This window comes from Streptomyces sp. Ru73 (assembly GCF_002920575.1).
Classification (GTDB): domain Bacteria; phylum Actinomycetota; class Actinomycetes; order Streptomycetales; family Streptomycetaceae; genus Streptomyces.
Genome location: NZ_PQSQ01000017.1, coordinates 95,246 through 107,910, shown reverse-complemented (window position 1 = coordinate 107,910; position 12,665 = coordinate 95,246). Strand labels below are relative to the sequence as shown.

General features: G+C 73.9%; 11 protein-coding genes and 1 pseudogene. 3 read left to right on the top strand and 9 right to left on the bottom strand.

Translation table 11 applies throughout. From position 1 onward, the window contains the following. Both C3486_RS11080 and hutH read right to left on the bottom strand, forming a co-directional pair. Positions 1–393: pseudogene (locus C3486_RS11080) on the bottom strand (urocanate hydratase); the annotation flags it as partial. A gap of 33 nt (positions 394–426) precedes the next feature. After that, on the bottom strand, positions 427–1,968 hold the full coding sequence (gene hutH / locus C3486_RS11075; RefSeq protein ID WP_103832451.1) for a histidine ammonia-lyase: 1,542 nt from the start codon (positions 1,966–1,968) through the stop codon (positions 427–429). 197 nt (positions 1,969–2,165) lie between these two features. Here hutH and C3486_RS11070 point away from each other — a divergent pair, with 197 nt between their 5' ends. After that, positions 2,166–2,936, top strand: coding sequence for an IclR family transcriptional regulator (locus C3486_RS11070; RefSeq protein ID WP_103832450.1), 771 nt, complete (start codon positions 2,166–2,168; stop codon positions 2,934–2,936). Positions 2,937–2,956: 20 nt separating this feature from the next. On the opposite strand, the gene C3486_RS11065 is transcribed toward C3486_RS11070, so the two are convergent. Continuing rightward, positions 2,957–3,421 (bottom strand): DUF2000 domain-containing protein, encoded by a 465-nt coding sequence (locus C3486_RS11065; protein ID WP_103832449.1) that lies wholly within the window; start codon positions 3,419–3,421, stop codon positions 2,957–2,959. Between the two features lie 50 nt (positions 3,422–3,471). On the opposite strand from C3486_RS11065, the gene C3486_RS11060 reads away from it, so the two are divergent. Continuing rightward, complete coding sequence (locus C3486_RS11060; RefSeq protein WP_103832448.1) at positions 3,472–4,299, top strand: AraC family transcriptional regulator; 828 nt, start codon at positions 3,472–3,474, stop codon at positions 4,297–4,299. On the opposite strand, the gene C3486_RS11055 is transcribed toward C3486_RS11060, so the two are convergent. From C3486_RS11055 to C3486_RS11030, 6 genes are all read right to left on the bottom strand, one after another. Beyond that, a complete protein-coding gene (locus C3486_RS11055) occupies positions 4,262–5,023 on the bottom strand; it encodes a DUF4232 domain-containing protein (protein WP_258052703.1) in 762 nt (253 codons plus the stop codon). The genes C3486_RS11060 and C3486_RS11055 overlap by 38 nt on opposite strands. A 219-nt stretch (positions 5,024–5,242) precedes the next feature. Then, entirely contained in the window at positions 5,243–5,773 is a 531-nt protein-coding gene (locus tag C3486_RS11050) for an NADPH-dependent FMN reductase (protein WP_103832447.1), read from the bottom strand. An 88-nt stretch (positions 5,774–5,861) separates the two neighbouring features. Beyond that, the gene (locus C3486_RS11045) at positions 5,862–7,316 is read right to left on the bottom strand and encodes an amino acid permease (protein ID WP_103832446.1); all 1,455 of its coding nucleotides are present in this window, start codon (positions 7,314–7,316) and stop codon (positions 5,862–5,864) included. A gap of 179 nt (positions 7,317–7,495) precedes the next feature. After that, the gene (locus C3486_RS11040) at positions 7,496–8,863 is read right to left on the bottom strand and encodes a diaminopimelate decarboxylase (protein WP_374936850.1); all 1,368 of its coding nucleotides are present in this window, start codon (positions 8,861–8,863) and stop codon (positions 7,496–7,498) included. A 374-nt stretch (positions 8,864–9,237) separates the two neighbouring features. After that, positions 9,238–10,863, bottom strand: a complete 1,626-nt coding sequence (locus C3486_RS11035) for a CdaR family transcriptional regulator (RefSeq protein ID WP_103832445.1) — start codon at positions 10,861–10,863, stop codon at positions 9,238–9,240. A 51-nt stretch (positions 10,864–10,914) separates the two neighbouring features. Next, a complete protein-coding gene (locus C3486_RS11030; protein ID WP_103832444.1) occupies positions 10,915–11,508 on the bottom strand; it encodes an isochorismatase family protein in 594 nt (197 codons plus the stop codon). 164 nt (positions 11,509–11,672) lie between these two features. On the opposite strand from C3486_RS11030, the gene C3486_RS11025 reads away from it, so the two are divergent. Further along, positions 11,673–12,665 (top strand): GlxA family transcriptional regulator, encoded by a 993-nt coding sequence (locus C3486_RS11025; protein ID WP_103832443.1) that lies wholly within the window; start codon positions 11,673–11,675, stop codon positions 12,663–12,665.

Here is a 12,665-nt window from a genome sequence, read left to right as displayed (position 1 = left end):
GGAGCCGGCCGTCATCTGGCCGTACATCGTCAGCCCCAGCTGCTCCAGCCGCCGGAACTCCTCCCAGTTCGCCCAGTCCCCCACCAGATTGGAGTTGGCGATCAGCACCCGCGGCGCCCACTCATGGGTCTGCATCACCCCCACCGGACGACCCGACTGCACCAGCATCGTCTCGTCCTGCTTCAGCGACCGCAGCGTCCGCTGCATCGCATCGAACGAACGCCAGTCACGCGCCGCCTTGCCGGTACCGCCGTAGACAACCAGCTTGTCCGGATGCTCGGCCACCTCCGGATCCAGGTTGTTCTGCAGCATCCGGAGGGCGGCTTCCTGCTGCCAGCCCAGAGCGGAGAGGTCGGTGCCGCGCGCGGCACGGACGGGGCGGGGGCCTGTCATGTGTGTGTCCTTTCGGAAAGAGCGGAGGGCGGGTCAGCGGAGCGTGCCGGTGACCGACTCGGCGGCGCGCAGGGCCCCGCCGGTGGCGACGTACTGCACGGCGGCCTCGATCTCGGGGGCCAGGTAGCGGTCGGTGCCGGGGCCCTGGACGTCGGTGCGGAGGCCGGCGACGACCGCCGCGGTGGCCGGGGCGGGGTCGAGCGGGGCACGCAGGTCCAACGCGCGGGCCGCGGTGAGGAGTTCGACCGCGACGACGCGGGTGAGCCCGTCGATGGCCTTGCGCAGCTTGCGCGCGGCGGCCCAGCCCATGGAGACGTGGTCCTCCTGCATGGCGGAGGAGGGGATGGAGTCCACGGAGGCGGGCGCGGCGAGCCGCTTCAGCTCGGACACGATCGCGGCCTGCGTGTACTGGGCGATCATGTGGCCGGAGTCCACGCCCGGGTCGTCCGCCAGGAACGCGTTGAGGCCGTGGTTGCGTGCCACGTCCAGGAAGCGGTCCGTACGGCGCTCCGCGATGGAGGCCACGTCGGCGACGGAGATGGCGAGGAAGTCCAGGACGGCGGCGACGGGCGCGCCGTGGAAGTTGCCGTTGGACTCGACCCGGCCGTCGACGGTGACGACGGGGTTGTCGACGGCGGCGGCCAGCTCGCGGGAGGCCACCAGTTCGGCGTGGCCGAGGGTGTCCCGGGCCGTGCCGTGGACCTGCGGCGAGCAGCGCAGCGAGTACGCGTCCTGGACGCGGGTGCACTCCGGGCCGCGGTGGCTGGCGACGATCGCCGAGCCGTCGAGCACGGCACGCAGGTTGGCGGCGCTGTCGGCCTGGCCGGGGTGCGGGCGCAGGGCCTGGAGGTCGGCGGCGAACACCCGGTCCGTGCCGAGCTGGCCCTCGACGCTCATGGCCGCGCTGATGTCGGCGGTGGCCAGCAGCATCCGCAGGTCGTGGCAGGCGAGGACGAGCGTGCCGAGCATGCCGTCGGTGCCGTTGATGAGGGCCAGGCCCTCCTTCTCGTGCAGCGTGACCGGCTCGATGCCGGCGGCGGCGAGCGCCTCGGCGGCCGGGCGCAGTACGCCGTCGGCGTCCCGGACCTCGCCTTCGCCCATGACGGCGAGCGCGCAGTGGGCCAGCGGGGCGAGGTCGCCGGAGCAGCCGAGCGAGCCGTACTCGCGGACGACCGGGGTGATGCCCGCGTTGAGCAGGGCAGCGTACGCCTCGGCGGTCTCCAGGCGGACGCCGGTACGGCCGGTGGCGAGGGTGGACAGGCGCAGCAGCATGAGCGCCCGGATCACCTCGCGCTCGACCTCGGGGCCGGAGCCGGCGGCGTGCGAGCGGACCAGGCTGCGCTGGAGCTGGGCGCGGAGTTCGGTGGGGATGTGCCGGGTGGCCAGGGCGCCGAAACCGGTGGAGACGCCGTAGTGCGGGGTGACGTCGTCGGCCAGGGCCTCGATGACCTTGCGGCTGCGGGTGATCTCCTCCTGGGCGGCGGGGGAGAGCTCGACGGGGGCGTCGTGGCGCGCGACGGCCACGACGTCGGCGGCGGACAGCGCACCGACGTCAATAACAACAACAGGTGACATGCCTCAATGAAGCACCAGGTCAGACCGCCTGTTCCAGGCTCTTCGGAAGCATTGTGTCTGGTATCCCAGACATACGCACAGCAGCCGGACCCGCACGGTGAGCGGCCCCGCCAGGGGCGCGGGGCCTGCGCGAGCGGCCACGGCGGCGCGGCACCGGGCCACCGGACGGCTCCCCGGCGACGGTTAATCTCGACCTCATGGCAATCGTCCCCGCAGCCGCCCAGGTCCTGGCGATCCTGCGGTACCTCGCCGGCCAGCTCGGGCCGGTTCCCGCCGCCGCGATCAGCCGGGACGTGGGGCTCCCCCGCTCCACGACGTACCACCTCCTCGACACGCTCGCGCGGGACGGCTTCGTGGTGCACCTGCCGGACGAGCGGCGGTACGGCCTCGGCGTCAGCGCCTTCGAGCTGGCCTCCGGCTACAGCCGCCAGGCGCCCTTCCAGCGGCTGGCCCGGGCGCCGCTCACCGCGCTCGTCGACCGCACGGGGCACAGCGCGCACCTCGCGGTGCTGCACGGCCGGGAGGTCATCTACGTCATCGAGGAGCGGGCACCGGGGCGGGCGCCGCTGGTCACGGAGGTCGGCGTACGGCTGCCCGCGCACCTGACGGCCAGCGGCCGGGCCATGCTGGCGCGGCTGCCGCACGCCCAGGTGCGCGCCCTCTTCCCCGACGCCTCGGCCTTCGTCGTCCGGCACGGGCACGGCCCCGGCTCGCTCTCCGCGCTGCGGCACCTGCTGGTGGAGGTGCGGCGGCGCGGGCACGCGACGGAGGAAGGGGAGGTCACCCCGGGGTTCTCCTCGGTCGCCGCGCCGGTGCTCGACCACAGCGCGCACCCGGTCGCCGGGGTGGCGGTGACCTACCCGGCCGTGGAGGTCACGGCGGAGCAGCAGGCGGCCATCGCCGAGCAGGTCGCCCGCACGGCGCGGGAGCTGACCCTGCGCATCGGCGGCACGCTGCCGGCGCCGTGACGGCTTCCGGCGGACAGGTGTCACGGGTGCATGCGCGCACCCTTGACGATCTTGTCGACGGCGTTCTTCGGGCCGTACACGGCCAGCCCCACCAGATCCAGCTGGTCCCGGCCGACGGCCCGTACCGCGGCCCGGTTGTCCCGGTCGTTGCCGGTCGCGAAGAGGTCGGAGGTGAACACCGAGAGGGCGACGCCACGGCTGAGGGCGCGCCCGTGCGAGGCGGTCAGCGCCTCCTTGGTGCCCTCGAAGACCAGCACGGGCTGGCGGAACATCGGCAGGTAGTCGCTGCCGTCGGCGTCCGCGTACGGCTCCCCGATCACCTCGGGCACCTCCGTACCGAGGCCGCTGACCAGGAAGGCGGTGACGTTCAGCCGCTGCCAGGTCTCCAGGTCCGCGCGGAGCAGTACGGCGATCTTGGTGTCGAAGCGGACGGGTGCGGAGGCGGAGGCGGGTGCGGGGTGCTCAACGGGGTTCGGCGTTTCCATATCGTGGATTGTTCCGACCCGCCCCGGGCCCGGTCTTGTACGTTCTTTGCATGGTCCGCCGTCCGCAGCCACAGGTCAGGGCCTGGCGCCCGGCGGTGGCCGGCATCGCCGAGGTCTACCACGCACACCTCACGGGGCACGCGTATCCGCTGCACACGCACGGCGCGTGGACGCTGCTCATCGTGGACGACGGCATGGTCCGCTACGACCTGGACCGGCACGAGCACGGCGCCCTGCGCACCGGGGTCACGCTGCTGCCCCCGCACGTACCGCACAACGGCTCGCCGATCACGCCGGACGGCTTCCGCAAACGCGTGCTCTACCTCGATCCCGAGGCGGCGGGCCTGGGCGAGGAGTACATCGGACTCGCGGTCGACGCGCCCGTACTGGCGGACGCGGCGCTGCGCGACCGGATCCACCGGCTGCACGACGCCCTCGTCCTGCCCGGCGAGGAGCTGGAGTCCGAGAGCCGGCTCGCGTTCATCGCCGAGCGGCTGCGGCGCCACCTGGAGCGGCGCGGCGGGCCGGCCGCGCCGGCCGCGGCCCCGGGCCTCGCGCACGCGCTGCGTGACCTGCTCGACGCGCGGCTCGCCGAGGGGCTGACCCTGCGGGAGGCGTCCGGGCTGCTGCACGCCCATCCGGCGCACCTGGTACGGGCGTTCAGCCGGGAGTTCGCGATCAGCCCGCACCAGTACCTCACCGCGCGCCGCGTCGACGCCGCCCGGCGGCTGCTGCTCGACGGGATGGCGCCGCGGGACGCCGCCGTGGCCGCCGGCTTCCACGACCAGCCGCACCTCACCCGGCACTTCAAGCGCGTCCTCGGCGTACCGCCGGGGCGCTTCACAGGCCGGTGCCCGGCTCCAGCGCCGTCACGGTGAACTCGCCGCCGCACACGCGGGGGCTGGACGTACGGAGGGTCATCGCCTCCTTGGAACCGGGCGGGTAGGTCTGGAGCAGGTACGGGCTCTTCCAGCACGGGGTGTCCTTCAGGCCGTCCTGGATGGTGTGCAGCACGGCGTACGCGCTGCCGCCCGGCTTCAGCGTGACCGGCTTGCCGGCCGCGCCCTCGCGGGTGGCGGGCTTCCCGATCATCTGGCCGTCGCGCTGGATCAGCGAGACGCCGGGGAAGCCGGTGAGCGTGCAGGCGGACTTGCCCTTGTTGGTGAAGACCAGCGGGATGTGGATGTTGCCCGCGCCCACGTCCTCGCGGCCCAGGCGGAGCCCCAGCTCATCGGCGGTGCACCGGTTGGCGGAGGTGTCGCTGGACGCGGAGGCCGCGGTACGCGCCGAGGCGGTCTGCGCGACGGTCGCGCCGCCCGCGCCGGCCGGGGCCTTGGAGGTGCCCTGCGTGGCGCCCTGCGAAGCGCTCTGCGAAGCATCCTGCCCGCCGCTGCCACCGTTGCCGCCGTTCTCGGCCCCGGCGGAGGAGCCGGCGGACGACGGGGCGGCCGACGACGCCGACGAGCCCGCCCCGGACCCGGACCCGGCGCCCTGCGTACCGGCCCCGGCGTCGCAAGCGGTGAGCGCGACCGCGGCGGCAGCGGCGATCAGCGTGGCGGTGGCGGCCCTGCGGCCGCGGCGGAGACCGGTCTGGTGCGACATGGGAATCCATCTCCTCGTCGGTTCGGCGCGGGGCACTCGTCGTCCCGCACCCTTCACCTTGCCGGGTCCCACTGATGACCCACTAACACGCCACTAACGCGCCATTCGCGCCACCCAAAGCCCCTTTTTTCAGCCGCGCGCCGGACGCCTGTCTCCCCCAGGGCGCCGGACCGGCTCACCCAGCGTCCACGCCGGCGTGCACGCCCCCGACGTCGAGGACTACTTCGTCAGAGCCGCGGCGAGCAGCCGCTGGAGCAGTGCGTCCAGTTCCTTCAGCGTCGGTTCGTCCGTGAGGCGGCCGTCGGTGATCTTTGCGGTGGCCTGGGGAATGAGGAGGCCGTCGGGGAGGACGTCGGCGCCCATCATCGTGAGGGTTTCGCGGACCCACGCCTGGGCGCGGTCGCCACCCAGAGCCGAGGGCGACGCGCTGACCACCGCCACCGGCTTGGCGTACAGCCGGCCGCCGCCGACCAGCCACTCCAGGGCGTTCTTGAGGACGCCGGAGGTGCCGCGCGCGTACTCCGGCGTCGCGATCAGCACCCCCTGCGCGGCCCCCGCCCGCTCCCGGAACTCCTCGACCTCCGGCGGCAGCACGCCCGACTCCTCCACGTCCTGCCGGAAGAACGGCAGCCGGTCGAGCCCCGGCTCCCGGCGGACCGCGCCGGGAGCACACAGCTCGGCCGCCGTCCGCAACACCGCCCCGTTCAACGACCGCTCACGCAAACTGCCGCACAGGGCAAGGATGTTCATCCCACCAACCTACCGAAGCCGACGGCCGGAACCGGTGCCCGACCGGCGCCGACGACCGGACCCGGCTGCCTGGCCCGGCGCGACGGTCCTACCGTCGCTGCGACTCGTCCGACACCTTGCCCCGGACCAGGAACCAGCCGCCGACCAGTGCGGCGACGATCAGGGGGACGCAGGCCACGGACCAGGCGGCGTCGCCGCCGGCTACGCACATGAGGACGACTACGGCGGCCAGGAAGGCGAGGGTGAGCCAGGAGGTGAAGGGGGCGCCGGGGAGGCGGAAGGCGGGTTGTTCGACCTCGCCGCGGGCGGCCCTGTGACGGAGCACCATCTGGCAGATCATGATCATCACCCAGGTGCCGATCATCGTGATCGCCGAGAAGTTCAGCACGATCGCGAAGGCCCGCTCCGGTACGACGTAGTTGAGGACGATGCCGAGGATGTAGCAGGAGGCGGTGAGCAGGATGCCGCCGTACGGCACGCCGCGCTTGTTCATCAGCGTGGTGAACTTCGGCGCCGAGCCGGCCAGGCCCATGGAGCGCAGCACGCGGCCCGTCGAGTACAGGCCCGAGTTGCAGCTGGAGAGGGCGGCCGTGAGGATCACGAAGTTCATGACCCCGCTGACGCCGGGCACCCCCAGCTTGCCGAGCAGGGTGACGAACGGGGACTCGCCCGCCTTGTACGCGCTCCACGGCAGCAGGAGGACGAGGAGCAGCACGGTGCCGACGTAGAAGACGACGATGCGCCAGGAGACGGAGTTGATGGCGCGCGGGATGACCTTGCGCGGGTGCTCGGTCTCGCCGGCCGCGATGCCGACCATCTCGATCGCCGCGTACGCGAAGACGACGCCCTGGATGAGGACGACGGAGGCGAGCAGGCCGTTGGGCATCATGCCGCCGTTGTCCGCGATCAGCTGCGGGCCCGTGCTGTGGCCGTCGACGGGGTGCCGGCCGGCGAGCAGCCAGCAGCCGATGGCGAGGAACGCGATGATCGCGGCGACCTTGATGATCGCGAACCAGAACTCGAACTCACCGAACCAGCGCACCGAGATGAGGTTGGCGGTGAGCACCACGAGCAGCGCGAAGAGCGCCAGCGTCCACTGCGGGATGTCGCGGAAGAGGGCCCAGTAGTGCAGGTACATGGCGACCGCGGTGATCTCCGCGATGCCGCTGCACACCCAGTGCAGGAAGTAGACCCAGCCGGCCGTGTACGCCGCCTTCTCGCCGAGGAACTCACGCGAGTACGAGACGAACGAGCCGGAGGTCGGGCGGTGCATGACCAGCTCGCCCATGGCGCGGGCGATGAAGAAGGCGAACAGGCCCGTGACCGCGAAGACCACCACGAGGATCGGGCCCGCCGCGTGCAGCCGCTCACCCGCGCCGAGGAAGAGGCCGGTGCCGATGGCGCCGCCGACCGCGATCATCTGGACCTGGCGGTTGCGCAGGCCCGCGGCGTAGCCGCCCTCGCGGACCGGGCCTCCGGGGGCCGCTCCCCCGGTGGCCGGCGCGGGCGGTGCCGCCTGCTCCGCTTCTGCTGTGTGCTCCATGGTTCTCCGTGCAGGGCGGTACGCCGCGCACCGCCCGTTTCCGGGCGTGCGCGGGTGCGCGCATACGGCGCGGCGTACCTGTAGAAGTGGACCGGCCCCGGGAACCGGGGCCGGAATGTCGATTCGGTGACCGAGCCACCCTAAACCGTTTGCTCGGGCAACAATTAACTGGCGGGTAGCTACCGCGCCCGAGCACCTGCCGGCCGCAGCCCCGTCAGCGCCGCCGGCTGTCCGGCGCCGCTCTCCGCCAGCACCTCCGCCACCGTCTGGGCGGGCCTGACCTGCGCGAACGTCACCGCGCCCGCCTCGTCCACGACGTACCCGACGACGGCCGGGCGGGGCAGGCTGTTGTACTGGAAGTGGGTCGAGAAGTAGTACGCGCCCGTGTCGTACAGCGCGACCAGATCGCCCGGCGCCAGCTCCGGCAGCTCGCGCCCGCGTGCCACCAGGTCACCCGCGAAGCAGCACGGCCCCGCCACGTCCTGCACCAGCTCCGGCGCCGTCTTGGGGCGGCCCTGCGGGTCGAACGCGCCGACCCGCAGCGGCCAGGACTCGGGCACGAAGACGGTACGGGTCGCGACCTGCGCGCCGGCGTGCGTGACGGCGATGCGCCGGCCGCCGGAGGTCTTGGTGTACTCCACGTGCGCGGCGATCAGCCCCTGCTTGGCCAACAGCGAGCGGCCGAACTCGGTGACCAGCGCGTAGCGCCCGTCGAACAGCCCCGGCACGGTCTTCCGCAGCAGCGCCGCGTACTCCGCGAAGTCCGGCGTGACCTCGTCCGACGCGAAGTTCACCGGCAGCCCGCCGCCGATGTCGAGCGTGTCGATCTGCTGCCGCCCCGCCTGCGCGTTGATCTTCTCGGCCAGCTCGTACACGACCCGTACGGCCTCGGCCATCAGCTCCAGCGGGACGCCCTGCGAGCCGGTGTGGGTGTGCAGCCGGGTCAGCCACGGGCGGGTCCGGAAGGCGTCGAGGAGCCACTGCTCAGCGCCCTCGTCGCGCAGCGCGACGCCGAACTTGGAGGTGGCCGTCGCGGTGCTCATGGCGCCGATGGCACCGGTCCCGACCTGCGGGTTCACTCGGATTCCGAGCGGCGAGGCCACCTCACCCGCCTCGGCCACGAGCGCGTCGATGCGGGCCAGCTCCTGTGCGTTGTCGGCGTTCACGGCGATGCCGTGCGCGAGGGCGTCGCGCAGCTCGCCGACCGTCTTGGCGGGCGAGTCGAAGACGATGCGCGCGGCGGGCACGCCCGCGGCACGCGCCAGCTCCAGCTCTCCGGGGCTGGCCACCTCCGCGCCCACGCCCTCCTCGTTCAGCAGCGCGAGGACCGGCACGAGCGAGGCCGCCTTCACCGCGAACGTGTGCAGGACCGGCCCGCCGCCCTCGGTGGCGAACGCCTCCCGCAGCGCGCGCACCGCGTCCCGGACCCCGGCCACGTCGAGCAGCCCGAGCACGGGCGCGTCCGGACCGACCAGCCCCTGCTCGACGGCGGCGCGCACGGCCGCTTCCCTGCGGGCGACGGAATCGAGAGCCACGGGGTCTGCCATCGGGGTGTCCTGCCTTCTCTGGGGGCTGTAGGGGCTGGGTGACGGCTGCGTACTCCGCTGCGAGCGGCGGAAACCGATGCGTGACGGCAACCGCCGCCGATACGGAACGGCGGAAGCCGATACGGAACGGCGGAAGCCGATGCGCGACGGCGGAAGTCGCCGATGCGGAACGCCAGAAGCCGACCCCGTCACTGTGCAGGCCGGCGCGGGGCGGTGTCTGCGTGCCGGAGCACGAAGTACTGCCACCGGGCGCTGTCCGGGCGCACAACGCCCGGGCAGCGGCGTGCACGCCGTAGTGCCCCGGCACTACGGCAGCGCGACCGCGTGGTGCATGCCCACAACCGGCCCCGGCGGGCTCGGCGGCTCACCCCGGGTCATCCCGGCGGAATGAGCCCGGCCCGCCGCAGCCCCAGCTCCGTCAGCAGCCGGACGTCCGGGTCCTCCAGGTCCAGCCCGAACAGCTCCCGCACCCGCCGCAGCCGGTAGCGCAGCGTGTTCGGGTGGATGCCCAGGTGCCGCGCGGTCGCCGCCGCGTCGCCGAAGAAGGCGAGGTGCACGGCGACGGTGCGCGGCAGGTCCGTGCCGTGCTCCGCGTCGTACGCGAGCAGTTCCCGCACCGCGTCCGTCGCCGAGGGGCTGAGCGCGGCCACCGCGTCGACGACCCGCAGCGCGTCCAGCGCGTGCCGCACGTCGTCGGCCGCCGCGACCTCCGGCGTGCCCCGTTCGCGCAGGACACGCAGGACGAGGGCCGCCTCCGTACGGGACCTGGCGGCCTCCCCCAGCCCCTGGCCGACGGGCCCGACGGCCACCAGCGGCCGTACGCCGCTGCCGCGCAGCACGGCGGCCAGCTCGCCTCCGAAGCGATGGGCGGCGCCGGGTGCCGGGTCGGTGAGCAGGACGTCGAGCCGGTCGCCGTCGCGGTGAGCGAAGGCCGGGGTGTGGTGCGCGGCGGCGCGCAGGGACGCGAGGTGGAGGGCGCGGTCGAGCGCGTCGGGGGACGGCGGGGGCGGTGCCACCGTGACGGTGAGGACCGCGCACGGGACCTGCGGATCGGCCTCCAGCGCCGCGGCCGCCGCCGGTACGTCCGTACGGCCTTCGAGCAGGGCCCGTACCGCCTGCTTGCGGCGGCTCGCGGCGGACCGGGAACGCAGCCGGTGGTGCAGCAGGTGCGGTACGGCGGTGGCAGCGGCGGCGCGCAGTGCGTCGCGCGCGCCGGGCGGCAGCGGCTCCCCGTCGGCGGCGGCCCACAGGGAGCCCAGGATCTCGTCCCCGGCCCGTACGGCGATGGCGAGCCGCTCGGGGAACCGGCTGTCGGCGGGCCGGTGCACCACGTCGGGCGTGGCCCACAGGGTGCTGAGGAACCCGCTCTCCGCCAGCTCGGCCACCCGCCACTGCGGCACCCGGCGGCCCAGGATCGTCAGCCGCCGCAGCGGATCGGCGGTGTCGGCGGTCGGCGAGTACGCAAGGACGTTCGAGTCCGGGTCCTCGATGGTGATCGCGCCCCCGACCAGGGCCGCGAGCGCCACCGCGAGCCCCGGCAGGTCCCCGAGGGCCACGTCGACGGCCGCCTCGGGCTTCGCCCCGCTCCGGCTGAGGGCCGCGCGCAGCAGCCCGATCAGCTCCCCCCACTCGATCCACGGCGCCCGCGCGAGCAGCGCGGTCCCCGCCTCGCCGGCCGCCGCGAGCAGCCCCTCGGAGATCCCCTCGGCCCCGCGCCGCATGATCAGCGCGGCGGCCCCGGCCCGCGCCGCGGCCCGCAGCACCCCGGCCGCCTCCGCCGACGAGGTGTCGACCCCCACCGCGACCAGCACCTGCCCGGCGGCCTCCAGCGTCTCCCCCGCGTCGAAGACCCCCACCCCCCGCACCGCCACGTCCGTCCCCCGCGGCGCCCGCACCACCTCGACGAGGTCCATGCCGCCTACGCCGAGCACCTGCGCGAGGGACGGGGCCCCGCCGTGCGGGCCGGAAGCGGGCGGTTCGTCGGGGGTGCGGGAGGTCATGGGGCCAGTCTCACCGATGGCCGGGGTGCGGGCGACGGCGGCCCGCGACGCTCACGTCAGTGAAGCGCCCGACGGGACGACCACCCCGTAGAGGTCGGCGATGGTGGCCAGGGCGCTGTCGTGCATCTGCGCCGCGGTCAGGTCGCCGCCCGTCGCGGACCGCAGGGGGCGGGTGGCGCAGGCGTCGGCGACGACCGTGGGGCGGTTGCCGCGCAGGAAGGCGCCCTCCGCCGTGAACGTCACGCACATGTGCGTCATGAAGCCCATGACGATGACGTCCTTGTGCCCGGCGGCGTCGACGTGTTCGCCCAGGTCGGTGCCGACGAAGGCGTTGGGGGCCTGCTTGACGACGACGGGCTCGCCCTCGGCCGGCGCCACGCTCGGGTGGATCCGGCCGATCTCCGCGCGGATGTCGTACGGGGTGCCGGGGCCGCCGTCGTGCATGACGTGCACGATCCTCGCGCCGGCCGCCCGGGCTCTGGCCAGCAGGGCGGCGGCGGCGTCGAGGGCGGCCCGCCAGCCCTCCAGCTCCAGCACGCCGCCGACGTAGGTGTTCTGGTAGTCGACCAGGATCACGGTCGCGTCGGCGAGCGAAGCGGGCGTCTCGTCGAAGCCGTTGAGCGCGCGCAGGGTCGTGGTGGCCATGGCAGTCCCCCAGGGTCAGGTGCCGGTTTCCGCGGCTCGCCCGTTCGGGAGCCGCCTCTGGAAAGCTATGGCCCACGGGGGGGTGTCCACAATGACGTCTCACCCGCAGATCCGGACATGGCCGCTGCCGGGGAGGTGGCGGCCCCTGACCCCGCGGAGACCTGGTGACCGCCGTCGAACGACTCATCGTGATCGTCCTCTTCGAGGGCGTCGACCTGCTCGACGTCACCGGACCACCGGAGGTGTTCTCCCTGGTGCGGCGCGAGACGGACGAGGCGACGGGGTACCGCGTCGTCCTCGCCGCCGAGACCCCGGAGCCCGTCACGACCTCCGCGGGGGTGCGGGTGCTGCCCGACGCCACCTTCGAGGAGGTGGCCACGGAGCGCATCGACACGCTGCTGGTGCCCGGCTCGGTCGAGGCCGACGGCCGGCGCCGGGTGCGGGCCCTCGCCGACCCCGCGGTCGTCGGCCGGGTGAAGGCGCTCGCCGGGCGGTCCCGGAGGGTCGCCTCCGTCTGCGTGGGGGCGCATCTCCTCGCCGCCGCCGGGCTGCTGGACGGCAAGCGCGCCACCACCCACTGGTCGACGGCGCGGCAGCTCGCCGCCGAGCACCCGGACGTCGACGTCGATCCCGACCCGATCTTCATCCGGGACGGCGACGTGTGGACCGGCGCGGGGATCAGCTCCTGCCTCGACCTCTCGCTCGCCCTGGTCGCCGACGACCTGGGCGAAGACGTCGCGCTGCGGGTCGCCCGGCAGCTCGTGATGTACCTGAAGCGGCCGAGCGGACAGAGCCAGTTCAGCGTTCCCCTCGAACCGGTCTCCACGACCCGGCGCATCGAGGACCTGCGCCACCACATCCTGCGCCACCTGGACGAACGGCTCACCGTCGCGGACCTGGCCGGGTACGCGCACGTCAGCGAGCGGCACCTGACCCGGCTCTTCAAGACCGAACTCGGCATGACCCCGAGCGCGTACGTCGAGTCGGCCCGCGTCGAACGGGCGCGTCAGCAGCTGGAGTCCACCGACGACACCCTCGAACGCATCGTGTCGGCCTGCGGGTTCGGCACGACGGACACCCTGGTCCGGGCCTTCCGCCGGCGCCTGGACACGACCCCGACGGAGTACCGGCTCCGCTTCCGCACCGTCCCCGGCTGA

Bases quoted from the DNA above. Each gene is read 5' to 3' on its own strand.
- C3486_RS11045 (WP_103832446.1), bottom strand. From the start codon at position 7,316: ATGGAGCACACAGCAGAAGCGGAGCAGGCGGCACCGCCCGCGCCGGCC.
- C3486_RS11070 (WP_103832450.1), top strand. From the start codon at position 2,166: ATGGCAATCGTCCCCGCAGCCGCCCAGGTCCTGGCGATCCTGCGGTAC.
- C3486_RS11035 (WP_103832445.1), bottom strand. From the start codon at position 10,863: ATGACCTCCCGCACCCCCGACGAACCGCCCGCTTCCGGCCCGCACGGC.
- hutH (WP_103832451.1), bottom strand. From the start codon at position 1,968: ATGTCACCTGTTGTTGTTATTGACGTCGGTGCGCTGTCCGCCGCCGAC.
- C3486_RS11030 (WP_103832444.1), bottom strand. From the start codon at position 11,508: ATGGCCACCACGACCCTGCGCGCGCTCAACGGCTTCGACGAGACGCCC.
- C3486_RS11065 (WP_103832449.1), bottom strand. From the start codon at position 3,421: ATGGAAACGCCGAACCCCGTTGAGCACCCCGCACCCGCCTCCGCCTCC.
- C3486_RS11050 (WP_103832447.1), bottom strand. From the start codon at position 5,773: ATGAACATCCTTGCCCTGTGCGGCAGTTTGCGTGAGCGGTCGTTGAAC.
- C3486_RS11055 (WP_258052703.1), bottom strand. From the start codon at position 5,023: ATGTCGCACCAGACCGGTCTCCGCCGCGGCCGCAGGGCCGCCACCGCC.
- C3486_RS11060 (WP_103832448.1), top strand. From the start codon at position 3,472: ATGGTCCGCCGTCCGCAGCCACAGGTCAGGGCCTGGCGCCCGGCGGTG.
- C3486_RS11040 (WP_374936850.1), bottom strand. From the start codon at position 8,863: ATGGCAGACCCCGTGGCTCTCGATTCCGTCGCCCGCAGGGAAGCGGCC.